The organism is Micromonospora sp. NPDC049559, from assembly GCF_040676675.1.
In the GTDB taxonomy this organism is placed as follows: Bacteria; Actinomycetota; Actinomycetes; order Mycobacteriales; family Micromonosporaceae; genus JBFAPK01.
In genome coordinates, this window is the sequence record NZ_JBFAPK010000023.1 from 73,347 (window position 1) to 95,325 (window position 21,979).

Here is a 21,979-nt window from a genome sequence, read left to right on the forward strand (position 1 = left end):
TGCACCGCCGCTGGTCAGCCCTTCACGTAGGGCTTGCCGTCGGCGGCGGGAGCCCGGACCCTGCCGACCAGTCCGGCCACCGCCAGGATCGTCGCCAGGTACGGCAGCATCGCCAGGAACTCGCTGGGGATCACGCTGTTGACCGCGCCCAGGTACGTGCCGAGCTGGTCGGCGAAGCCGAAGAAGAGCGCGGCGAGCAGGGCACCGGTGGGGCTCCACCGCCCGAAGATCAGCGCCGCCAGGGCGATGAAGCCCTTACCGCCGATCATGTTCTTGCTGAAGGTGAACGACGCCAGCGTGTACGAGGCGCCGCCGATCCCGGCCACCAGCCCGGCGAGCAGCACGTTGCGGTACCGCAGGCGCAGCACCCGTACGCCGAGGGTGTCGGCGGCCGTCGGGTGCTCTCCCACCGACCGGGTCCGCAGCCCCCACCGGGTCCGGAAGAGCGCGACGTGCACGACCAGCACCAGCACCAGCGCGAGGTAGAGGAAGATGTTGGACCGGAACAGCGCCGGCCCGAGCACCGGGATCTCCGACAGCAGCGGGATGGACCAGGTGCCGAAGTGCGGCGGCTGGTTGTACGCCTGCGCGTCCGACTGCATCAGCCGCTCGTACAGGAAGCCGGTCAGCCCGACCGCGAAGAGGTTCAGCACGATGCCGATGACCACCTGGTCCACCAGGTAGCGGATGGCGAACACGGCGAGCAGCAGCGAGATGAAGGCGCCGCCGAGCGCCGCGGCGACCAGGCCGATCCAGACGTTGCCGGTGATCGTGCCGAAGAGCGCGCCGGCGAAGGCGCCGGTCAGCAGCTGACCCTCGATCGCCACGTTGACCACGCCGGAGCGTTCGCAGAGCACCCCGGCGAGCGCCCCGAAGATCAACGGCAGGGCGAGCAGGAACGTGCCCCGCAGCATGTTGACCAGGGGCATGAAGTTCTGCCCGGCCGGCGCGGCCGAGACCTGCCAGCAGAGGAAGGAGAGGACGAACGCGACCACGCCGACCCCGAGCAGCGGACCGAACCAGCGCCGGGGCAGGCCGACCAGCAGCGCCGCGCCGGCCGCCGCGGCGATCAACCCGAAGAGGATCGCCCCGAGCGTCCCCTGGATCTCCAGGGCCGCGCCGCCGGCGTCCTCGCTGAGGGTGAAGCGCGCCTCCTGGCCGGTGGCGAGCGGGCCGAAGACGGCCGCGGCGAGCGCGCCGACCAGCAGCAGCCCGGCACCGATCTTGCGGTTGCGGGTCCAGAACCCCACGCTCACGGGTGCGAGCGCGACATCGTCGACCGCCATCGTGGACACGTCCCTACCAGCCCTTCGCCACGCTCGTCTGCAACCTGGCCGCCCGCGCCGCGCGGAGCCCGAAGATCGCCTTTACCAGCGCCGGCGCGGCGATGAAGATGACGATCAGCGCCTGCAACACGGTCGCCAGCTCCAGCGAGATGCCGGCGTACGACTGCATCCGGTTGCCGCCGGCCTGGAGCGCGCCGAAGAGCAGGGCCGCGAGCGCTACGCCCCAGGGCTTGTTCCGCCCGAGCAGCGAGACCAGGATGCCGTCGAAGCCGATCTGCGCGGCCACCGCCGGGGTGAGCGCGCTGGCTGTGGTGCCGAGCACCATGTTGCTGCCGCCCAGCCCGGCCAGCGCCCCGGAGAGCACCATCAGCAGGACGTACGTCTTCGTGACGCTGATGCCCGCGGTGCGGGCCGCGTCCGGGTTGGCGCCGACCGCGCGGAGCTCGAAGCCGAACGTGGAGCGGTTGAGCAGCCAGGCGACGCCCCAGGTGGCCAGCACCGCCAGCAGGATGCCGGCGTGCACCCGCAGGTCCCCGCCGAGCAGCCGGGGCAGCTGCGCCGACGATTCGACCGACTTGCTGATCGCGTCGGTACGGGTCGGCTCGTGCACGCCGCGCTGGTTGATGATCCAGGAGAGGAAGTACAGCGAGACGTAGTTGAGCATGATCGTATTGATCACCTCGTGGGCGCCCCGCCGCGCCTTCAGGATGCCGGGGATGAAGCCCCAGATCGCGCCGCCGATCGCGCCGGCCAGCAGCGCCACGATCAGGTGCAGTACCGGCGGCAGCGGCAGCAGGAAGCCCGCCAGCGCGGCGAGGATCACGCCGAGCGTGGCCTGTCCCTGCGCGCCGATGTTGAACAGGCCACCCCGGAAGGCCAGCGACACCGCCAGGCCGGTGAAGACCAGCGGCGCGGTGTAGGTGAGCGTCTCGGAGATCGGCGCGAAGACCAGCTGCCAGCCGTTGCTGCCGTCGGCCCAGCCGGAGACGGCGGCCGGGTCGACCACCGCGCCCTTGAAGAGGTTCGCGTACGCCTCGCTCACCACCGACCAGCTCGAATTGATCGCGTCGGCGGGGCGGGCGGTGAAGTATCCGTATGTGGCGAGCACGTCCGGGTCCGAGATGATGATCAGTACGGCGCCGATCACGATCGCCAGCACCAGGGCGAGCACGGTGACCGTGACGGTGTTCGCCGACCAGAGGTTCTGCAGGAAGAGCTGGCCGAGCCCCGGCCCGCGCCCCTCCGGCGCGCCGGTGCCGGTGGCGGCACGGCCCGACCGGCCGGCGTCCGTGGCGGCGGGGCCGGCGTTGCCGGCGCTCGGGTCGCCGTCGGACGCGGCGGACTCGGCCCGGCGCGACTCGGTCGCCACGTCCTTGTCCGGCGACGCGGCGTCGGCCGAAGACGCGGCCTGCTCCGGCGAGGGAGCCTGCTCCGGCGCGGCGGCCTGGTCCGGCGACGCGGCGCCGGCCGGTTCCCGCTCCGGCGCCCCGGAGCCGCTGGCGGGGTTCACGTCACTCATGTTCTTCCTCGTCGCTGCCAGGGCTGTCCGGGCCACCGGCCTTGCCGGCTCCGGCGTTGTCGGCGGCGGCCGGCTCGGGGGTGACACCGGCCATCAGGAGACCGATCTCCTCGCGCGGGGTCTCCGGTCCGACGATGCCGAGGATCCGCCCGCGGTACATCACCGCGATCCGGTCGGCCAGGCCGATCACCTCGTCCAGCTCGCTGGAGACCACGAGCACGGCGGTGCCGATGTCCCGCTCCCGGATGATCCGGCCGTGGATGAACTCGATCGAGCCGACGTCGACGCCCCGGGTCGGCTGCGAGGCCACGAAGAGCTTCAGCGGCCGGGACAGCTCCCGCGCCACGATGACCTTCTGCTGGTTGCCGCCGGAGAGGGTGCCCACGGCGGCGTCGGCCGAGGGGGTACGCACGTCGAACTGCTCGATCCGCTCCCGGGCGGAGGACGCGATGGCGTCCGGTCGCAGCGCCAGGCCCGAGCCGAACGGCGGGCGGTCGTAGAGGTCCAGCACCAGGTTCTCCGCGACGGAGAACTCCATGACCAGGCCGTCGACGCTGCGGTCCTCCGGCACGTAGCCGACGCCGGCCCGGAGCACCCGCTTGGTGGACCACCCGTCGATCCGGTCGCCGGCCAGCATGACGGAGCCGCTCAGCACCGGTCGCAGACCCATGATCGCCTCGACCAGCTCGGTCTGCCCGTTGCCCTGCACGCCGGCGATGCCGAGCACCTCGCCGGCCCGTACGGTCAGCTCCACGCCGTCGACCGCCCGGTGCCCCCGCTCGTCGTCGACGATCAGGCCCTCGACCTGGAGCACCGGCTCGCCCGGCCGGGCCGCCGCCTTGGTCACCTCCAGGCTCACCGAGCGGCCGACCATCGCGGCGGCCAGCTCGTCCTCGGTCGCCTCCGGGCTGGCCGTACCGACGGTCCGCCCGCGCCGGATGACCGTGATCCGGTCGGCGATGGCCTTGACCTCTTTGAGCTTGTGGGTGATGAAGACGATCGACTTGCCGGCGGCCTTGAGCGACCGCATGACCGCCAGGAGTTCCTCGGTCTCCTGCGGGGTCAGCACCGCCGTCGGCTCGTCCAGGATCAGCAGGTCGACCTCGCGGGTGAGCGCCTTGACGATCTCCACCCGCTGCTGGATGCCGACGGGCAGGTCCTCGACCAGCGCGTCCGGGTCGACCCGCAGGTTGTACCGCTCGGAGACCTCGGCCACCTCCCGGCGGGCCCGCCGCCGGTCCAGGAAGCCGGTGATGCCGCCGCGCACCTGTTCGGCGCCGAGCATCACGTTCTCGGCGACCGTGAAGACGGGTACCAGCATGAAGTGCTGGTGCACCATGCCGATGCCGGCGGCGATGGCGTCCCCCGGTCCCTTGATCTGGACCGGCTCGCCGTTGATCAGGATCTCGCCCTCGTCCGGCTGGAGCAGCCCGTACAGGACGTTCATCAGCGTGGACTTGCCCGCGCCGTTCTCACCGAGCAGCGCGTGAATCTCTCCCGGCTCCACCGTCAGGTCGATCTGGTCGTTGGCGACCAGATCACCGAACCGCTTGGTGATGCCGCGCAGTTCGAGTCTCAGCGTGACCTCCTGGGAGTCGGGCGATGGTGCAGCCTAGCCGCTGCCGTACCGGTCCGCGCGGACCGGCCGCTTCTCGGCCTCGTACGCGTTGTGCCAGGTCCGTCGCGCGGACGCTGCCGGCCGCCCCACCCGGCGGAGCTGCCGCTCCGGTGCGGGCCGCGGGGCGGCCGGGGTCGTTACCGGTCCTACCGGCGGTGGTCGCGCGCGACCGCCGCGTCGCCCGGCGTGGCCGGCCGCGCCGACCGGAGATCCGGTCGGCGCGGCCGGCGCCGCCTCACTTGGGCTGGCTCTGCGAGGTGACGGTGATCGCGCCGGAGACGATGTCCGTCTTCAGCTTCTCGACCTCCGCCTTCAGCTCCGCCGGCACCTTGCTGTCGAAATCGTGGTACGGGGCCAGCTCGACGCCGTTGTTGGCCAGGGTGCCGAGGAAGCCGGGGTCGTGCGCCAGCTTCTCGCCCTTGGCGGCCTTGAGCACGGCGTCCTTGACCGCGTCCGGGATGTTCTTCACCACGGTCGTCAGCAGGGCCGGGCAGTTCGGCGTGCTCTCGCAGCCGTCGACGTCGACCCAGATGGCCGAGAACTTGCCGTTGGAGGCCTGGGCCGCGGCGGTGGTGCCCTGGCCGGCGGCGCCGGCGACCGGCATCACGATGTCGGCGCCCTGGGCGACCAGCGTGTCGCTGACCTTCTTGCCCTCGTCCTGCTTGACGAAGTCGTTGGTGAACGAGCCGTTCTGCGTGGCCTTGTCCCAGCCGAGCACCTGGACGTTCTTGCCCTTGACCTTGTTGAACTGGGCCACGCCGTCGACGAAGCCGTCCATGAAGATCGTCACCGGCGGGATCTTCATGCCGCCGTAGGTGCCGACCTTGCCGGTCTTGGTCATGCCCGCCGCGAGGTACCCGGCCTGGAACGCCGCCTGCGCGGTGTCGAACTGCATCGGGAAGATGTTGCTCTCGGGACGCTTCGAGTCGACGATGCCGAACTGCTGGTTCGGGTGCGCCTGGGCGACCTTGGAGGTGGCCTCACCCATCAGGCCACCGACGGCCAGGATGAAGTCGCACTTCTGGTTGACGTACTGCGTCAGGTTCGGCTCGTAGTCCGCCTCGGACTTCGAGGGCGTGTTCTTGATCTCGATGTTGCTGTTCTCGGCCTTGGCCTCCTGCAGACCCTTCCACGCCGAGGTGTTGAAGGACTTGTCGTCGATACCGCCGACGTCGGTGACCATGCAGGCGCTGAATTTCTTCGCGGCGTCGCCGCCGGAGTTGCCATCCTTGGGCGCCTCACCACACGCGGCGGCCGCGCCCAGCGCGAGCCCGCCCACCGCGAGTACCGAGACAATCCGCATCCCACGCACAGAGCGCAAGACGTCTCCTTCCGATTGCGCACCGCGCTGTCTGCGGTGGCAGCCTTAAGCCGGCCTGCGGCTGCCCGCCGGCGTCCCACGTTACGGACGGGAGCGTAGTGCCCGCGCCCACCCACCGGCAGACAATGCTGCCTGACTGTTGAACGCTCGTTACCCTCACGTAACTGTCCCGTGGGGGAGATCACTCCACGGGTTGGCGGGACTACCGGGCGAAGGGGCGCAACGTCGCGTTCGGGGACTTTCCGCAGGTGAGCGGGGTGCCACATCGGTCGGAGCGACTGCGGAGCGTCACGGCGGGCTCGCCGTGACGGGTGCTACCGCCAGAACACCGCCACCGCGGCGTTGGCGAGCGTCAGCCCGATGATCGCCAGGAAGTGCCCACGGGCGACGACGGTGCGCTTGCGCGGGACGAAGACCATCACGAGGATCAGCACCGCGATCACGAGCTTGACGGCCAGCTTCGCCGGGTCCGGCTCGTGACCGTCGCGCAGCGGGGCGGCGAGTCCGAGGCCGCTGAGCAGCTGGATGACCGAGCCCCAGAGCATCGCACCGTTGATCCGGATCTGACCGGTCAGGTACTGCGCGATCCCGCCGCCGAGCAGCAGCGCGAACCCGATCAGGTGAATGAAGAGCAATACGAGCCGGAGAGTTTCCACGGCGGCCATCCTCCCAAATCGCCCGCCGGCCCGGCCACCCCGGACCCGGGGGCCGCTCGACCCCCGGGCCACGGGCCAGCCCTGGCCGCCGCCGTCCGAGGGCGAGCAGCGCGGTCAGCGCGCGGTGTGCCGGGGGATCACGGCGGCCCGCCCGACGAGCACCAGCAGCAGCCCGACGATCGCGTACCCGGCGAGCAGGCCCAGCGGCCGCGCCGCCGCGGCCCCGTCGAAGAACGCGGTGGAACGGATCAGGTCGGCGCCCGCGCCGATCGGCAGCCACCGGCCCACCGTCCCCCAGGGCTGCGGGAGCAGTTCGGGAGCGGCGTTGACCGCGCCGAGCGCGTTGCCGAGCAGGAAGGCGACCAACACGCCGAGGCCGATGCCGGCCCGCCCGAGCAGGGCCCCGAGGCCGGCCACGGTCGCCGCCGTGGCGAGCGCGAAGAGCCCGACCGCCGCCGCGTCCGCCAGGTACGCGCCGGGCAGCACGCCCAGCCAGCCCTGCCAGACGGCCACCGCGCCGAGGCCCGCGAGGACCCCGTACGCGAGCAGTCCGGCGAGCCGGGCGACCCGGCCCGGGAGCAGCAGGCTCAGCAGCACGGCGACCGCCACGCTGGTCATCCCCAGCGGCAGGAACCCGGCCCCGAAGCCGCTGCCGCGCGGATCGTCCGGATCGGCGCGCACCACCTCCACCACGCGCGGCGGCCGCCCGCCGGAGAGTTCGGCCGCGCCCTGGACCAGCAGCGACGCCACGGTCGGGCTCGCCGCGGGCGCCGTGTAGAGCACCGGACCCGCCGGGCCGACGACGAAGGCGGCGTACGCCTCGCGGTCGTGCAGCGCCCGTTCGGCCGCGGCGGCATCCGGCCGGACGAGGATCTCGAAGGCACCCGGCTGGGCGGCGGCGAGCCGGTTCGCCAACTCGGTGGTGCCCGGCGCCGGGCCGGCCACGACGATCGGCAGGTCCCGGGGGGCGAGGTTGGCCGCCGGCGCGGCGAAGAGCGGGATGAGCAGCGCCTGCGCGACGACCGCGACGGCGGCGAGCAGGGCCGCCAGGAGCGGCGGCGAGGGGCGCCGCCGGGTGGGGTGGGACATCGTCCTTCCTCCAAAAACGAGCGCTCGTTCTCTTTTATGCGAGGAGGATGACACCCGGGCGTTCCAGGCGTCAAGAACGAACGTTCGTTTTATGCTGGGAGGCGTGCCACGCGTCTCCGACGAACACCTCGCCGCCCGCCGGCAGCAGATCATGACCGCGGCCCGCGCGTGCTTCCTGCGCAACGGCTTCCACAGCACCTCGATGCAGGACGTCATCGCCGAGGCGGGCCTGTCGGTGGGCGCCGTCTACCGCTACTTCCGCAGCAAGAACGACCTCGTCACCGCGATCGCCGAAGAGGCGATCGGCGCGCTCGACGAACTCCTCCGGGAGATCACCCGGCACGACCCCCCGCTGCCGCTGGCCGAGGCGCTGGCGCGGGTGCTGACGCTCGTGGACCGCCAGTCCGGCCCGGACGGCCTGCTGCGCATCGCCATCCAGGTCTGGGCCGAGTCCCTGCGCGACCCCGTGCTGGCCGGATTCGTCCGCGAGAAGTACACCGGCTTCCGGGCCTACTACGTGACCCTCGCGGGCCAGGCGCGGCGCTCGGGCGAGCTGCCGCCGGACGCCGACGACGAGGCGGTCGGCGCGGCCCTGTTCGGCCTGATGCCCGGTTACCTCCTGCAACGCATCCTCACCGGATCGCCCGACCCGGAGAGCTACCTCGCCGGCGTACGCACGCTGCTGGGCGCCGCCCGGTCGGCCGGCGGTACGGGCGGCCACGACTGAGCGGCGTTCCGGCACCGGGCCCGGTGCCGGGGTTCGGCGCAGATTGCCGCGGTGTTAGCGCGACGTTGCAAAAAATGGCAGCACTTGCGGAAGACTGCGCAAAAACTTGCCCGTAGGCTAAGGTTCCGCCATGCGCGCACGACTGTCCGACATAGCCAGACAGGCGCAGGTCAGCGAGGCGACCGTGTCGCGGGTGCTCAACGACCGCCCCGGCGTCGCGCCGGAGACCCGGCAGGCCGTGCTCACCGCACTGGACGTACTCGGGTACGAGCGTCCGGCCCGGCTGCGCAAGCGCAGCGCCGGTCTCGTCGGGCTGGTCGTACCCGAGCTGGAAAACCCGATCTTCCCGGCGTTCGCCCAGATCATCGAATCGGCGCTGGCGCAGACCGGCTTCACCTCGGTGCTCTGCACCCAGACCCCCGGCGGGGTGACCGAGGACGAGTACGTCGAGATGCTGCTCGACCGGCAGGTCAGCGGAATCGTCTTCGTCTCCGGCCTGCACGCCGACACCTCGGCGGACCACGAGCGCTACCGCGCGCTGGTCGCCCGCCGGATGCCGATCGTCCTCGTCAACGGGTACGTCCCGGGAGTCCCGGCGCCCTTCGTCTCCTGCGACGATCGCGAGGCCGGCGAACTCGCCGTGGCGCACCTGGTCGCGCTCGGCCACCGGCGGATCGGGCTGATCACCGGGCCGGCCCGCTTCGTACCCGTACAGCGCAAGGTGAGCGGCTACAAGACCGCCATGAAACGGCTGGTCGGACTCGACGAGGCCGAGCTGGCGGAGCTGACCGAGCTGTCGCTGTTCGGCGTGGAGGGCGGCGAGGCGGCCGCCGGACGGCTACTCGACCGCGGCGTGACGGGCCTCGTCTGCGGCTCCGACCTGATGGCGCTGGGAGCGATCCGGGCAGCCCGGCAGCGCGGCCTGTCGGTACCGGGCCAGCTCTCCGTCGTCGGGTACGACGACTCCCCGCTGATCGCCTTCACCGACCCACCGCTGACCACCGTGCGGCAGCCGGTGAACGCCATGTCGGTGGCGGCGGTACGGGCCCTCGTCGACGAGATCAACGGGCACGCGGCGCCCCACTCCGAGTACGTCTTCCGGCCCGAGCTGGTCGTCCGAGGCTCCACCGCGATCGCACCGACCCGGCACGCCACCCCGGTCGCCGCCGAGCCGGCCGGACCCGGTTCCGCCTCGCTGGCGGTACCGGCCTGACCGGAACGGCTCCGGCTCGCCCCGGCCCGGCCGGCCGCGCCCGCTGGTTCCGACAGCGCCGGAGCGGGTAACCCCGACCGACCTGGTCGTCCGTTGTGCCCCGCGCCGACGGGCGGCTGGGCTGTAATTCCGCGCTCGCTGCGCTTCGCGGCGCCCGGGAGGCGATCGTCCTTCGCCTGCGGGGCGCGACCGCTTCGCGGCGCGTTCCTCGGCTCCAGGACGACGCCGGCGCCGCTGCCGCTTGCTCGCTATTGGCCGAGGCGGGCCAGCATGGCGCCGATGCGGGTGAAGCCGGCGCGCAGTTCGTCGGGGGTGGGGGCGGGGCGTGGTTCGGCCTCCTGCTCGACGGTCTCCGTCGGCTCGGCCACGGCGAGTTCGTCGTAGTCGCCGTAGACCTCGGCGTCCTCGGCCTGGGCCGCCTCGTCCTCGGCCGCCGTCTTCGCCGCGAGGATCTCGCCGCGCACCTCGTCCGCCGAGGCGCTGGGCAGCAGCGGCTCGACCACGGCCATCAGCTCCTCGTCGGCGACCACGGACTCGGCCAGGGCCAGGGCATGCAGCCGCTCGTACGGGCCGCAGACCACCGGCTCCCAGTCGTCCTCGTCGTCCAGGGGTCCGAACGTGATGATCCACGGCAGGTCGAGCACCGGCGAGTCGTCCGGCAGCTGCAACGTCACTAGGGCACCCACGGAGCCATCATGGCCGTCGCGCGGCTGCGGCTGACATGATTTGCCCCGATTCGCCTACCCGTGGATCGGGTCCTCTCCGCGCCGGGCCGCCTGGCGTACCAGCCCCGCCGCGTGGACGCCGCGTCAGCGGCCGAGCTGGCCGACTTCTTCGGCGAGGAGACCCGCTACGACGAACTGGTACTGGCGCTCAGCGGCGGCGCGGGCGGCGGAGCCTTCGCCTCGCTCGACCTGGACCAGCTGCGCACCGGCTTCGAGGGCAAGTTCTGGGCGCACCTGCGGATCCTGCGCGCGGCCCTGCCCCGGCTGCGCCCGGACGGTTCGGTCACGTTCGTCACGGCGGCGTCGGCGCGCGCCGCGCTGCCGGGCACGGCGGGACTGGCCGCGATCAACGGCGCGCTGGAGGCCATGGTCCGGCCGCTGGCGGTCGAACTCGCCCCGCTGCGGGTCAACGCGGTCTCCCCGGGCATCGTCGACACGCCCTGGTGGGACGGCCTGCCGGCCGAGCAGCGCGAGGCGCTCTTCGCCGAGCACGCCAATGCGCTGCCGGTCGGACGGGTGGGCCGCCCCGAGGACGTGGCCTCGGCGGTGTTGCTCACCGCCGTGAACGGCTTCATGACCGGCAGCGTGGTCGAGTGTGCCGGCGGGGTGCGGTTGGGTACCGCCGCGTAGGGCCGGACCCGGCCGCGCCGGGACGGGCGACGAGCGGCGGCGCCCGGCCCGGTCAGCCGGCGTCGAGCCGCAGCGCCGCGCGGACCAGCGCCAGCGCGGCGGCGGGCTCGACGCCGAGCCGGTACGCCTCGTCCGCGTACCCGGAGGCCGCCCGCTGGAGCCGGTCGAGCGCGTCGTTGCGGCCCGGGGCGACGAAGGTACCGTGCCGCCCGCGCGTCTGAATCAGTCCGGCGCCCTCCAGTTCCCGGTACGCCCGCGCGACCGTGTTCGCCGCCAAGCCCAGGTCGGCGGCGAGCTGCCGTACGGTGGGCAGCCGGGTCCCGACGGGCAGTCGGTCGTCTCCGACCATCGCGGCGATCTGCGCGCGCACCTGCTCGTACGGCGGGACCGGCGAATCCTGGTCCACGGAAACGATCACTTCGGCAGCGCCTCCCGGTAACGGCTCGCGAACGACAAGTTATCAGCGGGGCGGGCCGCCGGGCGGCGGTGGCGGCGTGGCGTTGCGGTCCGCCAGGTCGACCACCCGGCCGTGCCGGCTCGTCGCCGCCAGCGCCGCGCCGAAGAGCAGCAGCTGGTTGAGCAGGTACAGGTAGAGCAGCACGCCGACGGCGCCCGCGACCACCGTGTACGCCGGGTTGCGCTCCCAGCGCATCACGTAGTAGCGGCCGACCGAGTTGAGCAGGGTGATGCCGAGCGAGACGACGAGCACCGGCGCCAGCAGCCGGCGCGCGCTCATCCGCAGCCGGGGCACCACGGCCAGCAGCGCGGCGGCGATCACCATGTTCACCAGCTGCGACAGGATCCAGCTCGATATCGACGCGCCGAGCGAGCGGGCCCCGAGCATCCAGGCCAGCAGCGACTCCAGCGCGTCCACCGCGCCGATCGAGACGCCGAGGAGCACGAAGAGGAAGACGAGCACCGCGAGGTCGAGCAGCTGGCGGATCACGATGTAACCGGGGTGCTGCTCGAAGCCGTAGATCAGTCGCTGGGAGGTACGGATCGCCTCGACCCAGCCGATCCCGGTGAACGCCAGCAGCACCAGACCGATCGCACCGACCCGCCCGCTGCCCTGCTGGATCTCCACCGGGTCCAGGAACGGCAGGTGCTGCTCGAGGAAGCCCGAGACCGCGTGGTTGACCGCGTCGTTCTGTTCGAGCACCGCGGCGAAGATCCAGTACCCCACCAGGCCGAGCGCGAAGACGGCGAAGAAGCCGTAGTACGCCATGGCCGCCGCGAGCCGGCCGCCGAGAACCTCGTTGTAACGGATCAGGGCGCGCCACAGGTGGTCGAACCGGCGGTACCGCCGCCGCAGCGCCGACACCGGCCGGTCGATCGCCGCCTCGATCCGATCGAAGACGTTCACGCCGTCATCCTCGCCGATCCGCGCGACGCCGGCCCGTAACCGGCGCCGCTGCCCACTCCGGCGCGCCGCACTCCCCCGGTCCGGGTCCGGCGGCCACCGGCCCGGCGCCGGCCGCTACCCGCCGAGGCGGTAGTGGCGGCGCGGCTGCCAGCGGGCCTGCCCGCCGTGCGAGAAGAGGGTGAAGCCCTCCACCTCGAACAGCGCCGAGAAGCCGGCCAGCTCCTCGTACACCTTGTCCAGCGCCTCGGGCGCCACGTCCTGCGCCACCGTGACGTGCGGGTGGTACGGGAAGCGGGTCTCCCGGCGCAGCTCCGGGGCCGAGCCGATGGCGGCGGCGAGCAGCTCGCACTCGCTGATCCCGGCCGCCACCACCACGAAGACGACCTCGGTGACCGGCCGGAAGGTGCCGGTGCCGCGCAGGTGCACGGTGTACGGCAGGTGCTCGGCGGCGACCTCGGCGAGGTGCTCCTCCACCGCGGGCAGGTCGGCCAGCAGGATCTCGGTCGGCCCGAGCAGCGTCACGTGTGCCGGGATGTCCTTGGCCTGCGGGTCACCGGCCTCCGCCCGGCACCGGGTGAGGTACTCGCCCCACGGCTCCGGAATGTTGACGGCGACGCCGATCTGGGCCGTGCGGGCGTCCACGCCCGGCCACGGCGCGGTACCGACCACGCTCCGCTCGGTGCTACCCATTCCTGCCCGCCGACAGGTCGAGGTCAGCCATTCCTGCCCGCCGGCAGGAACCCGACCCGGTCGTAGGCGGTGCGCAGGGTCTGCGCCGCCACGGCGCGGGCCTTCTCGGCCCCGATCGCGAGCAGCTTGTCGAGCTGCGCCGCGTCGTCGAGGTAGGTGCGGGTCCGCTCCTGGATCGGGCGGACAAACTCCACCAGCACCTCGGCGAGGTCCTTCTTGAGATCCCCGTAGCCCTTGCCGGCGTACGCCACGACCAGCTCGTCGATGCCCCGCCCGGTCAGCGCCGAGTAGATCGTCAGCAGGTTGGAGACGCCCGCCTTGTGCTCCGGGTCGAAAAGGATCTCCCGCCCGGTGTCCGTCACCGCGGACCGGATCTTCTTGGCCGACCGGGCCGGGTCCTCCAGCAGCTCGATCAGGCCGGCCGGCGACGAGGCGGACTTGGACATCTTGGCCGCCGGGTCCTGCAGGTCGGTGATCTTCGCGGTGTCCCGGACGATGTGCGGCGCGGGCATCGTGAAGGTCGGCCCGAAGAGCGTGTTGAACCGCCCGGCGAGGTCGCGGGTGAGTTCCAGGTGCTGGCGCTGGTCCTCGCCGACCGGTACCGCGTCGGCCTGGTAGAGCAGGATGTCCGCCGCCTGCAGGATCGGGTACGTGAAGAGCCCGACGCTGGACCGGTCGGCGCCCTGCTTGGCCGACTTGTCCTTGAACTGGGTCATCCGGCTCGCCTCGCCGAAGCCGGTGATGCAGCTCAGCACCCAGGCCAGCTGCGGGTGCTCCGGCACGTGCGACTGCACGAAGAGCGTGCAGCGCTCCGGGTCCAGCCCGACCGCGAGCAGTTGCGCGGCCGAGACCCGGGTGCGCCGGCGCAGCACCTCCGGGTCGTGCCCGGCCGTGATCGCGTGCAGGTCGACCACGCAGTAGAAGGCGTCGTGGGTCTCCTGCAGCGCCACCCAGTGGCGTACCGCGCCGAGATAGTTGCCGAGGTGGAAGGAGTCACCGGTCGGCTGGATGCCGGAGAGCACCCGGAGCCGGGCAGGAGCGTCGGACATGCCGGCAATTCTGACAGCCGCCCCCGACACACGCCCGGACGGCCCCGTGCCAATCCGCGTGCCGCCCGCGAATTCCGGTACCGCCCGGGGAACCCGCGCGGCCGGCGGTGACTCGTACGCTCGAGTCGCCCGTACCGCGGCGGCGCGGCCGGTACCCCGACGGCGCGCGGCCGGCCGCCGGTGGCGCGGGCGGCGACCGGCGCGACGACGGGCGGGGCGATGGGCGGACGGCCCGAGGCGGACCGGGCGATGGGCGAGCTGTACCACGCCAGCTACCGGCGGCTCGTCGCCCAGGTCTACGCCTTCACCACGGACCTGAACGAGGCGCAGGACGTGGTGCAGGAGGCGTTCACCCGCGCCCTGGCCCGGCCGCGCGGCCTGGCCGACGTGGACAACCCGGAGGCGTGGCTGCGTACCGTCGCGGTCAACGTCGTCCGCCGCCGCTGGCGCCGCCGCCGGCTGCTGGACCTGATCCTGCTGCGCGACCGGCCGGTGGCCCACCTCGTGCAGCCCGCCCCCGGACCGGAGCGGGCCGACCTGCGCAGCGCGATGGCCGTGCTGCCCACCGCGTACCGCGAGGTCATCGTCCTGCACTACTTCGCCGACCTGCCGGTCGAGGAGATCGCCGGGCTGCTCGGCGTGCCGGCCGGAACCGTGAAGTCGCGCCTGTCCCGCGGCCGGTCGGCGCTGGCCGTCTCGCTCGGCGACTACCTGCCCGACCGGCCCGCAACCGACCGGCCGCCCGGCGCGGCACCGGACTGGCCAGGCGTCGGGCCGCCCGGCGCGGCGCCGGCCCGGCCAGGCGTCGGGCCCGCCGGGGCGGCGCCGGCCGCCGCGCCGGGCAACCCGGAGGTGAGACATGCCTGAGCTGGACGTACGCCTCGCGCAGGGGCGGGTCGACCTGCTCGACCGCATCGACGGGCCACCGTTGGAACGGCTGCGACGACGCGCGGCTGCCCGGCGGCGCCGGCGAGGTCTCGGCGTCGCGGTGGCCCTGCTCGGCGTCGTCGCCGCGACCGCGCTCGCCGGGCGGGTGCTCGGGCCGGACGGGGCGCGCCCGGCGCCCGCCGCCAGCCCCTCGGCCGACCCCGCCTACTCCGCCGACGGCATCGTCGTCCACGGCCTCGTCGGCGGCGCCAACGTCTGGGAGCTGCCCGGCGCGATCGGCGACGTCGAGTTCACCGACCCGCGCCACGGCTACCTGCTCACCTCCTGCCCGGGCACCGACCCCTGCCGCCGGGACACCGCCCGGACCAGCGACGGCGGCCTGACCTGGACGGTCCACGAACTCCCGCCCGACGTGGCCCGGACCGCCGGCGGCGAGCTGCTGGCCTTTCCCGCCGGCCCGTTGATGATCACCGGCCCGACGACGTACGCCTCGCTCGACGGGGGCGGGAGCTGGACGGCGGCGGACCCGCCCCCGGCCGGCACGGCGGCCGGTACCGCCGGACCGGACGACCTGCTGCGGCCGGGCGACGGCGGTACGGCCGGCTGCGGCGCGCAGGTGCGGCTCTGGCGTCAGGGCGCCGTGCACGACAGCGGGCCGGTACGGCAGCCGCCGCTGGGCGTCTGCTGGGTGGCGGACGCCCCGGCCACCGACGGTGGCTGGTGGGTCGGCGGGGTACGCGACGGGCGGGCCGTCGTGGCGGTGACCCGTGACGGCGGCGGCAGCTGGCAGTCGGCCGTGCTGGAGACGCCGCCCGGCGCCCTCGCCTCGGTCGAGGTCGCCCAGCTCGGCAGCCACGCCTACGCGGCCGTACTCGGACCGGGGGGCGAGCTGTACTCGCTGTGGCACTCGGCCGACGGGGGGCGGACGTTCGCCCGTACCCGGTCCGCCGGGGCCGGGGGCGGCGGGCCGGCGGCGCTGGCCGGCGCGCTGGTGCCGCTGCTCGACGGCCGGCTGCTGGTGGCCGGTACCGACCGGCGCTGGTACCTCAGCGCCGACGACGGGCGCAGCTTCCGCCGCGCGGAGGGGACCCTCCCCGCGGTCGGGCGGCTGGCCCGCACCCGGGCCGGGTACGTCGCCTACGACCTCTTCGGCAGCGGCTGGGTGGCCTTCTCGGCCGACGGTACGACCTGGCGGAAGCTTCAGATCAGCTGAGCCGCGACGGCCCGCCCGGCGGCTGCGAGGGAGTCGGCGGCGGCTGGGACGGTGCCGGCGACAACGAGGCGGGCGGCGGCTGCGGCGGGGCGGTCCGGCGCTGCTCGGGCAGCCGGGCCGGGGAGATCGCCACCCGGGCCACCCGGCGGCCCTCCAGCGCCAGCACCCGCAGCACCCAGCCGCCGGGCTCGACCCCGTCGGACCCGCGCGCGAGCGGGTCGTGGGCGCCCGGCCCGGCGTACGGGTCCGCATGTCCGAGCGGGCGCACGTCCTCCCCGCTCACCTGCACCTCGTCCCCGCTGACGGGCAGCCGGCCCAGGGCGGCCATCACGAACCCGCCCACCGTCTCGTACGGGCCGGCGGGCAGGGCGAAGCCGGTCCGCTCGGCGAAGTCCGCCAGGTTGAGGCGCCCGTCGACCACCGCGGGCACCCCGGCGAGCACCGGCTCGGGCGCGGCGTCGTACTCGTCGTGGATCTCGCCGACCAGCTCCTCGATCAGGTCTTCGAGGGTGACGATGCCAGCGGTACCGCCGTACTCGTCGACCACCACGGCGAGGTGCTGCCGCTCCCGGCGCATCTCGGTGAGCGCGGCCAGCACCCGCTTGCTGCCGGGCAACTGCTTGACCTCCCGGGTGAGTTCCCGGATCGTGCCGCGCCCGTCGTCGTCCGGGCGGAGCAGCACGTCGCGCAGGTGCACGAAGCCGATCACGTCGTCGTGCGTACCGTCCACCACCGGGTAGCGGGTATGCGTCTCGGTCCGGACCAGCTGCGCCGCCTCCTTGAGGGTGAGCCCCGCGGCGAGGAAGGTCACCTCGGTGCGGGGCATCATCACCTCGCGGACCAGGCTGGCGCCGGCGACGAGGACCTCCTCCAGGATCCGGCGCTCGTCCGGGTCGATCCGAGTGTTCGCCGCGACCAGGGCGCGCAGCTCGGCCTCGCTGATCCGCTCCCGGCCGGCGCCGGGGGTGGCCCCGAGCACGTCGGTGACCAGCCGGGTGGCCGAGTCGGCGGCCCGGACGATGACCCGGGCCAACCCGCGGGCCAGTGGCCCGGGTTGCCGTCGAGGACGCCCCGGCGTGCTGCGCCGGGGCCCGGTACTGCCGGATTCCCGCATGCCAGAGATGGTAGACACGGGGGTCGGCCGACGTGGGCACCATGGCCGGATCCGAATGTTCGGTTCTGTTGGATAATGGTCGAAAATGATGGACGTGCCGGGGCGAGCGCCGCCGGCACGACGTCGACCGGTACCGCCGGCGCAGCGCCGGCGCGGAGGAGGCATACGTGAAACTTCTCGTCACCGGGGGCGCCGGCTACATCGGCAGCGTCGTCACCAGGATGCTGATCGACGCCGGGCACCAGGTCGTCGTCCTCGACGACCTGCGTACCGGTCACGCCGAGGCCCTCGCCCCGGAGGCGACGTTCGTCCGCGCCGCCGTCAGCGAGGCCGCCCAGGTGCTCACGCCGGACGCCGGCTTCGACGGGGTGCTGCACTTCGCCGCGCTGATCCAGGCCGGCGAGTCGATGATCAAGCCGGAGCTGTACTGGACCAACAACACGGTCGGTTCGCTCGCGCTGCTCGACGCCGTACGCGCCGCCCGGGTCCCCCGCTTCGTCTTCTCCTCCACCGCGGCCGTCTACGGCAACCCCACCGAGCTGCCGATCCCCGAGACCGCCGCCACCGCGCCGACCAACACGTACGGCGCCACCAAGCTCGCGGTCGACATGGCGCTGACCTCGGAGGCGATCGCCCACGACCTCGCCGCGGTCTCGCTGCGCTACTTCAACGTCGCCGGCGCGTACCTGCGCCCCGGCATCGCCATCGGCGAGCGGCACGACCCGGAGAGCCACCTGATCCCGATCGCGCTCCAGGTGGCCGCCGGGCAGCGGGAGAAGCTGCAGCTCTTCGGCGACGACTACCCGACCGTCGACGGGACCTGTGTGCGCGACTACATCCACGTCGAGGACCTGGCCCGGGCGCACCTGCTGGCGCTGGAGGCGGCCACCCCGGGCCGGCACCGGATCTACAACCTCGGCAACGGCAACGGCTTCAGCAACCGGCAGCTGGTCGAGGTGGTCCGCGAGGTGACCGGGCACCCGATCCCGGTCGAGGTCGCGCCCCGGCGCGAGGGCGACCCGGCCGAGCTGGTCGCCTCCTCGGCCCGGGCCCGCGAGGAGCTGGGCTGGACGCCGGCCAAGCCGACGCTGCGGGACATGGTCGGCGACGCCTGGGCCTTCTACCAGCAGGGACCGACCCAGCAGCGGGGGGCGGGCGCATGACCGGCGAGGTCGCGGCCCGCGCCGCCAAGGGCTTCACCGCCGAGTACGGCGACCGGCCCGCCGGCAGCTGGGCCGCGCCGGGCCGGGTCAACCTGATCGGCGAGCACACCGACTACAACGACGGCTTCGTGCTGCCGTTCGCGTTGCCACAGCTCACCGTGGTCGCCGCCGCCCCGGTCGAGGAGCGCCGCTGGACCGTCTGGTCGGAGCAGTCCGGCGAACAGATCTCGTTCGATGGCTCGGCGCTGCGCCCGGGCGCGGTGCCCGACTGGGGCGCGTACGTGGCCGGGGTCGTCTGGGCGCTGGCCGACGCCGGGTTCGACGTACCGGGAGCGCGGCTGGCCATCGCCTCCGACGTACCGCTGGGCGCCGGGCTCTCCTCGTCGGCCGCGCTGGAGTCGGCGGTGCTCACCGCGCTGGTCGACCTCGGCGGACTGGAGCTGCCGGTCGACGACCGCCCGGCGGTGGCGCAGCGGGCCGAGAACGTCTACGCCGGGGCGCCCACCGGAATCATGGACCAGTCCGCCTCGATCCGCTGCCGGGAGGGGCACGCCCTCTTCCTGGACTGCCGCTCGCTGGCGGTCGAGCAGATCCCGTTCGACTGCGCGGCCGCCGGGCTCGCCGTACTCGTGATCGACACCCGCGCGCCGCACCGGCACGTGGGCGGCGAGTACGCGGCCCGGCGCGCCGCCTGCGAGGCGGCCGCGGAGCGGCTGGGCGTACCGGCGCTGCGCGACGTCGCGTTCGAGGAGCTGGACGCGGCGCTGGCGCGGCTCGACGATCCGGTGGTACGCCGCCGGGCCCGGCACGTGGTCACCGAGAACCGGCGGGTGCTCGACACGGTCGAGCTGCTCCGGGTCGACCGGATCCGGGAGATCGGACCGCTGCTGACCGCGTCGCACGCCTCGATGCGGAACGACTTCGAGATCACCGTCCCGGAGGTCGACACGGCCGTCGAGGCGGCGCTGGCCGCCGGGGCGTACGGGGCGCGGATGACCGGCGGCGGCTTCGGCGGTTGCGTGCTGGCGCTGGTCGACGCGTCCGCCGCCGACGCGGTGGCCGCCGCCGTCGCCGACGCGTACGCCGCCCGCGGCTTCGCCGCGCCGCTCTCGTTCACCGTCACCCCCGGCCCCGGCGCCACCCGGCTGGACTGACCGGCACCGGCCCCCTGTCGTCCGCCACCCGGCTGGACTGATCAGAACCGGCCCTCTGCCATCGGCTCGCCGACGGCAGAGGGCCGGCGTCCGCTCCCGCGCCGCGCCGGCCGTACCCCGGCCCGCCCGGCCGGTGCCGTGCTCGGCCGCTCGGTTGGTACCGCGCCCGGCCGCTCAGCTGGTGCCGATGATCATGCCGGCGGCGACGGTGCGGTTGGTGGCCTCGTCGATCAGGACGAACCCGCCCGTGGTGCGGTTGCGCTGGTACTCGTCGGCCAGCAGCGGCACCGTCGTACGCAACCGGACCCGGCCGATCTCGTTGAGCCGCAGCTCGGTCGCCTCCTCGTCCCGGTGCAGCGAGTTCACGTCCAGGCGGTACTGCAGGCCGCGCACGATCGTCCGCGCGTTGCGGGTGGTGTGCTTCACCGCGTACCGGCCGCCGACCCGCAGCGGCTGCGACTCGTCCATCCAGCACAGCATCGCGTCGACGTCCTGGGTCACCGCGGGCGCGTTGTTCGGACGGCAGATCATGTCCCCGCGGGAGATGTCGATCTCGTCGGTCAGCCGCACGGTGACCGACATCGGCGGAAACGCCTCGGCCACCGGCCCGTCCGCCGTCTCGATCGAGGCGATCCGGCTGGTGAACCCCGACGGCAGCACCATCACCTCGTCGCCGGGCTTGAGCACCCCCGAGGCGACCTGCCCGGCGTACCCCCGGTAGTCGGTGACCGTGGTCGACTGCGGCCGGATCACGTACTGCACCGGAAATCGCACGTCCACCAGGTTCCGGTCCGAGGCGATGTGCACCCGCTCCAGGTGGTGCAGCAACGACGGCCCCTCGTACCACGGCATCCGCGCGGACCGGGACACGATGTTGTCGCCGTGCAGCGCCGACACCGGCACCACCGTGAGGTCCGGCGCGGACAGCTTCGCCGCGAACGCCGTGAACTCGTCGGCGATCCGCTCGAAGACCTCCCGCGAGAAGTCCACCAGGTCCATCTTGTTCACGCAGAGCACCAGGTGCGGCACCCGCAGCAACGAGCACAGGAACGCGTGCCGGCGGGACTGCTCCACCAGCCCCTTACGGGCGTCCACCAGGATCAACGCCAGGTCGGCCGTGGACGCCCCGGTCACCATGTTCCGCGTGTACTGCACGTGCCCCGGGGTGTCCGCGATGATGAACTTCCGCCGCGGCGTGGCGAAGTACCGGTACGCCACGTCGATGGTGATGCCCTGTTCGCGCTCGGCCCGCAGCCCGTCGGTCAGCAGCGCCAGGTTCGTGTACTCGTCCCCCCGCGCCGCGCTCACCGCCTCGACCGCCGCCAACTGGTCCGTGAACAGGGACTTCGTGTCGTACAATAGCCGACCGATCAGCGTCGACTTGCCGTCGTCGACGCTGCCCGCGGTGGCGAACCGCAGCAACTCCGTCACCCGCGACCCGTCGGCCGCGCCCACCTGCTCGGTCACCGGCGTCACCGTCATCAGAAGTAGCCCTCCCGCTTGCGGTCCTCCATCGCCGCCTCGCTGACCCGGTCGTCACCCCGGGTCGCGCCGCGTTCGGTCAGCCGGGTCGCGGCCACCTCCGCGATCACCTCGGCCACCGTGGCCGCCCGCGAGGCCACCGCCGCCGTGCACGAGGCGTCCCCCACCGTCCGGTACCGCACCCGCGCCACGAACGGCGCCTCACCCGAGCGGGGTGGCAGGAACTCGTTCACCCCGTACAGCATGCCGTCGCGCTCCACCACCTCGCGCTCGTGCGCGTAGTAGATCGACGGCAGCGCCAGCCCCTCCCGGGCGATGTAGTGCCAGACGTCCAGCTCGGTCCAGTTCGACAGCGGGAACACCCGGATCGACTCCCCCGGGTGGTGCCGGCCGTTGTACAGCGACCACAGCTCCGGCCGCTGGTTCTTCGGATCCCACTGGCCGAACTCGTCGCGGAAACTGAAGACCCGCTCCTTCGCCCGCGCCTTCTCCTCGTCCCGCCGCGCCCCGCCGAACAACGCGTCGAACCGGTACTTCTCCACCGCCGCCAACAACACCGGCGTCTGGATGCGGTTGCGGGTGCCGTCCGGCGACTCCCGTACCAGCCCCGCCTCCAGCGCCTCCGGCACGCTCGCGACCAGCAGTTGCAGGCCCAGCTCGGCCACCCGCCGGTCCCGGAACTCCAACACCTCGGGGAAGTTGTGGCCGGTGTCCACGTGCATCACCGGGAACGGGATGCCCGCCGGGGCGAACGCCTTCTGCGCCAGCCGGAGCATCACGATCGAGTCCTTGCCGCCGGAGAAGAGCAACACCGGCCGCTCCAACTCCGCCACCACCTCGCGGAAGACGAAGATGCTCTCCGCCTCCAGCGCGTCCAGGTGGGAAACCCGGTACGCCGCGCTCGTGCCCGTCACGCGGACCACCCCCGGTACGGCGAGCGGGCCGCGCGGCCGGCGGCCCGGTTCGGGGGGACGGCGGCGCGGGACGGGTCGACGGCGCGGGACGGACAGGAATCGGCCGTGGACGGGAAGAGGGCGACACGGGCCGGACAGCGGGCGGCGGGCGTGGTCATCCGAATT

Annotated in this window: 21 protein-coding genes; 7 read left to right on the forward strand and 14 right to left on the reverse strand. The window is 73.3% G+C overall.

Annotated features, from left to right (window positions below):
• Positions 1-14: 14 nt before the first annotated feature.
• The 6 genes from AB0J86_RS23530 to AB0J86_RS23555 all read right to left on the reverse strand — a co-directional run bounded on the left by AB0J86_RS23530 (position 15) and on the right by AB0J86_RS23555 (position 7,489).
• Positions 15-1,295: an ABC transporter permease gene (locus tag AB0J86_RS23530; protein ID WP_363859748.1), complete on the reverse strand. Its 1,281-nt coding sequence runs from the start codon at positions 1,293-1,295 to the stop codon at positions 15-17.
• Between the two features lie 4 nt (positions 1,296-1,299).
• Positions 1,300-2,805: an ABC transporter permease gene (locus AB0J86_RS23535; RefSeq protein ID WP_363859749.1), complete on the reverse strand. Its 1,506-nt coding sequence runs from the start codon at positions 2,803-2,805 to the stop codon at positions 1,300-1,302.
• The gene (locus AB0J86_RS23540) at positions 2,798-4,384 is read right to left on the reverse strand and encodes an ABC transporter ATP-binding protein (RefSeq protein ID WP_363859798.1); all 1,587 of its coding nucleotides are present in this window, start codon (positions 4,382-4,384) and stop codon (positions 2,798-2,800) included. The genes AB0J86_RS23535 and AB0J86_RS23540 overlap by 8 nt, the downstream gene beginning before the upstream one ends.
• Positions 4,385-4,658: 274 nt before the next feature.
• On the reverse strand, positions 4,659-5,726 hold the full coding sequence (locus AB0J86_RS23545; RefSeq protein WP_363859799.1) for a BMP family ABC transporter substrate-binding protein: 1,068 nt from the start codon (positions 5,724-5,726) through the stop codon (positions 4,659-4,661).
• A gap of 332 nt (positions 5,727-6,058) precedes the next feature.
• The gene (locus tag AB0J86_RS23550) at positions 6,059-6,400 is read right to left on the reverse strand and encodes a hypothetical protein (protein WP_363859750.1); all 342 of its coding nucleotides are present in this window, start codon (positions 6,398-6,400) and stop codon (positions 6,059-6,061) included.
• 114 nt (positions 6,401-6,514) lie between these two features.
• Entirely contained in the window at positions 6,515-7,489 is a 975-nt protein-coding gene (locus AB0J86_RS23555; protein ID WP_363859751.1) for a hypothetical protein, read from the reverse strand.
• A 103-nt stretch (positions 7,490-7,592) separates the two neighbouring features.
• Here AB0J86_RS23555 and AB0J86_RS23560 point away from each other — a divergent pair, with 103 nt between their 5' ends.
• The gene (locus AB0J86_RS23560) at positions 7,593-8,216 is read left to right on the forward strand and encodes a TetR/AcrR family transcriptional regulator (protein WP_363859752.1); all 624 of its coding nucleotides are present in this window, start codon (positions 7,593-7,595) and stop codon (positions 8,214-8,216) included.
• A 130-nt stretch (positions 8,217-8,346) separates the two neighbouring features.
• Complete coding sequence (locus tag AB0J86_RS23565) at positions 8,347-9,429, forward strand: LacI family DNA-binding transcriptional regulator (protein ID WP_363859753.1); 1,083 nt, start codon at positions 8,347-8,349, stop codon at positions 9,427-9,429.
• Positions 9,430-9,677: 248 nt separating this feature from the next.
• On the opposite strand, the gene AB0J86_RS23570 is transcribed toward AB0J86_RS23565, so the two are convergent.
• On the reverse strand, positions 9,678-10,115 hold the full coding sequence (locus AB0J86_RS23570) for a hypothetical protein (protein ID WP_363859754.1): 438 nt from the start codon (positions 10,113-10,115) through the stop codon (positions 9,678-9,680).
• Between the two features lie 111 nt (positions 10,116-10,226).
• On the opposite strand from AB0J86_RS23570, the gene AB0J86_RS23575 reads away from it, so the two are divergent.
• Positions 10,227-10,784: an SDR family oxidoreductase gene (locus tag AB0J86_RS23575; RefSeq protein WP_363859755.1), complete on the forward strand. Its 558-nt coding sequence runs from the start codon at positions 10,227-10,229 to the stop codon at positions 10,782-10,784.
• Between the two features lie 52 nt (positions 10,785-10,836).
• On the opposite strand, the gene AB0J86_RS23580 is transcribed toward AB0J86_RS23575, so the two are convergent.
• From AB0J86_RS23580 to trpS, 4 genes are all read right to left on the reverse strand, one after another.
• Positions 10,837-11,202 (reverse strand): GntR family transcriptional regulator, encoded by a 366-nt coding sequence (locus AB0J86_RS23580; RefSeq protein ID WP_363859756.1) that lies wholly within the window; start codon positions 11,200-11,202, stop codon positions 10,837-10,839.
• Positions 11,203-11,244: 42 nt separating this feature from the next.
• Positions 11,245-12,147, reverse strand: a complete 903-nt coding sequence (locus AB0J86_RS23585) for a YhjD/YihY/BrkB family envelope integrity protein (RefSeq protein ID WP_363859757.1) — start codon at positions 12,145-12,147, stop codon at positions 11,245-11,247.
• Between the two features lie 114 nt (positions 12,148-12,261).
• On the reverse strand, positions 12,262-12,837 hold the full coding sequence (locus AB0J86_RS23590; RefSeq protein ID WP_363859758.1) for a 2'-5' RNA ligase family protein: 576 nt from the start codon (positions 12,835-12,837) through the stop codon (positions 12,262-12,264).
• A gap of 23 nt (positions 12,838-12,860) precedes the next feature.
• Positions 12,861-13,886: a tryptophan--tRNA ligase gene (trpS, locus tag AB0J86_RS23595; protein WP_363859759.1), complete on the reverse strand. Its 1,026-nt coding sequence runs from the start codon at positions 13,884-13,886 to the stop codon at positions 12,861-12,863.
• Positions 13,887-14,105: 219 nt separating this feature from the next.
• Between trpS and AB0J86_RS23600 the strand changes: the two genes are divergently transcribed.
• On the forward strand, positions 14,106-14,753 hold the full coding sequence (locus AB0J86_RS23600; RefSeq protein WP_363859760.1) for an RNA polymerase sigma factor: 648 nt from the start codon (positions 14,106-14,108) through the stop codon (positions 14,751-14,753).
• Entirely contained in the window at positions 14,746-15,987 is a 1,242-nt protein-coding gene (locus tag AB0J86_RS23605) for a hypothetical protein (RefSeq protein ID WP_363859761.1), read from the forward strand. The genes AB0J86_RS23600 and AB0J86_RS23605 overlap by 8 nt, the downstream gene beginning before the upstream one ends.
• On the opposite strand, the gene AB0J86_RS23610 is transcribed toward AB0J86_RS23605, so the two are convergent.
• A complete protein-coding gene (locus tag AB0J86_RS23610; RefSeq protein ID WP_363859762.1) occupies positions 15,980-17,101 on the reverse strand; it encodes a hemolysin family protein in 1,122 nt (373 codons plus the stop codon). The genes AB0J86_RS23605 and AB0J86_RS23610 overlap by 8 nt on opposite strands.
• A 167-nt stretch (positions 17,102-17,268) precedes the next feature.
• On the opposite strand from AB0J86_RS23610, the gene galE reads away from it, so the two are divergent.
• Both galE and galK read left to right on the forward strand, forming a co-directional pair.
• Entirely contained in the window at positions 17,269-18,264 is a 996-nt protein-coding gene (gene galE / locus AB0J86_RS23615; RefSeq protein ID WP_363859763.1) for a UDP-glucose 4-epimerase GalE, read from the forward strand.
• Positions 18,261-19,418, forward strand: a complete 1,158-nt coding sequence (galK, locus tag AB0J86_RS23620) for a galactokinase (RefSeq protein ID WP_363859764.1) — start codon at positions 18,261-18,263, stop codon at positions 19,416-19,418. Before galE ends, galK begins: the two co-directional genes overlap by 4 nt.
• A gap of 174 nt (positions 19,419-19,592) precedes the next feature.
• Here the strand turns inward: galK and cysN are convergent, their stop codons facing one another.
• Complete coding sequence (gene cysN / locus AB0J86_RS23625; RefSeq protein ID WP_363859765.1) at positions 19,593-20,885, reverse strand: sulfate adenylyltransferase subunit CysN; 1,293 nt, start codon at positions 20,883-20,885, stop codon at positions 19,593-19,595.
• 14 nt (positions 20,886-20,899) lie between these two features.
• Complete coding sequence (gene cysD, locus AB0J86_RS23630) at positions 20,900-21,814, reverse strand: sulfate adenylyltransferase subunit CysD (protein ID WP_363859766.1); 915 nt, start codon at positions 21,812-21,814, stop codon at positions 20,900-20,902.
• Positions 21,815-21,979 lie beyond the last annotated feature (165 nt).

Bases quoted from the DNA above. Each gene is read 5' to 3' on its own strand.
- AB0J86_RS23610 (WP_363859762.1), bottom strand. From the start codon at position 17,101: ATGCGGGAATCCGGCAGTACCGGGCCCCGGCGCAGCACGCCGGGGCGT.
- trpS (WP_363859759.1), bottom strand. From the start codon at position 13,886: ATGTCCGACGCTCCTGCCCGGCTCCGGGTGCTCTCCGGCATCCAGCCG.
- galK (WP_363859764.1), top strand. From the start codon at position 18,261: ATGACCGGCGAGGTCGCGGCCCGCGCCGCCAAGGGCTTCACCGCCGAG.
- AB0J86_RS23590 (WP_363859758.1), bottom strand. From the start codon at position 12,837: ATGGGTAGCACCGAGCGGAGCGTGGTCGGTACCGCGCCGTGGCCGGGC.
- AB0J86_RS23535 (WP_363859749.1), bottom strand. From the start codon at position 2,805: ATGAGTGACGTGAACCCCGCCAGCGGCTCCGGGGCGCCGGAGCGGGAA.
- AB0J86_RS23565 (WP_363859753.1), top strand. From the start codon at position 8,347: ATGCGCGCACGACTGTCCGACATAGCCAGACAGGCGCAGGTCAGCGAG.
- AB0J86_RS23605 (WP_363859761.1), top strand. From the start codon at position 14,746: ATGCCTGAGCTGGACGTACGCCTCGCGCAGGGGCGGGTCGACCTGCTC.
- AB0J86_RS23555 (WP_363859751.1), bottom strand. From the start codon at position 7,489: ATGTCCCACCCCACCCGGCGGCGCCCCTCGCCGCCGCTCCTGGCGGCC.
- AB0J86_RS23600 (WP_363859760.1), top strand. From the start codon at position 14,106: ATGGGCGGACGGCCCGAGGCGGACCGGGCGATGGGCGAGCTGTACCAC.
- AB0J86_RS23545 (WP_363859799.1), bottom strand. From the start codon at position 5,726: ATGCGGATTGTCTCGGTACTCGCGGTGGGCGGGCTCGCGCTGGGCGCG.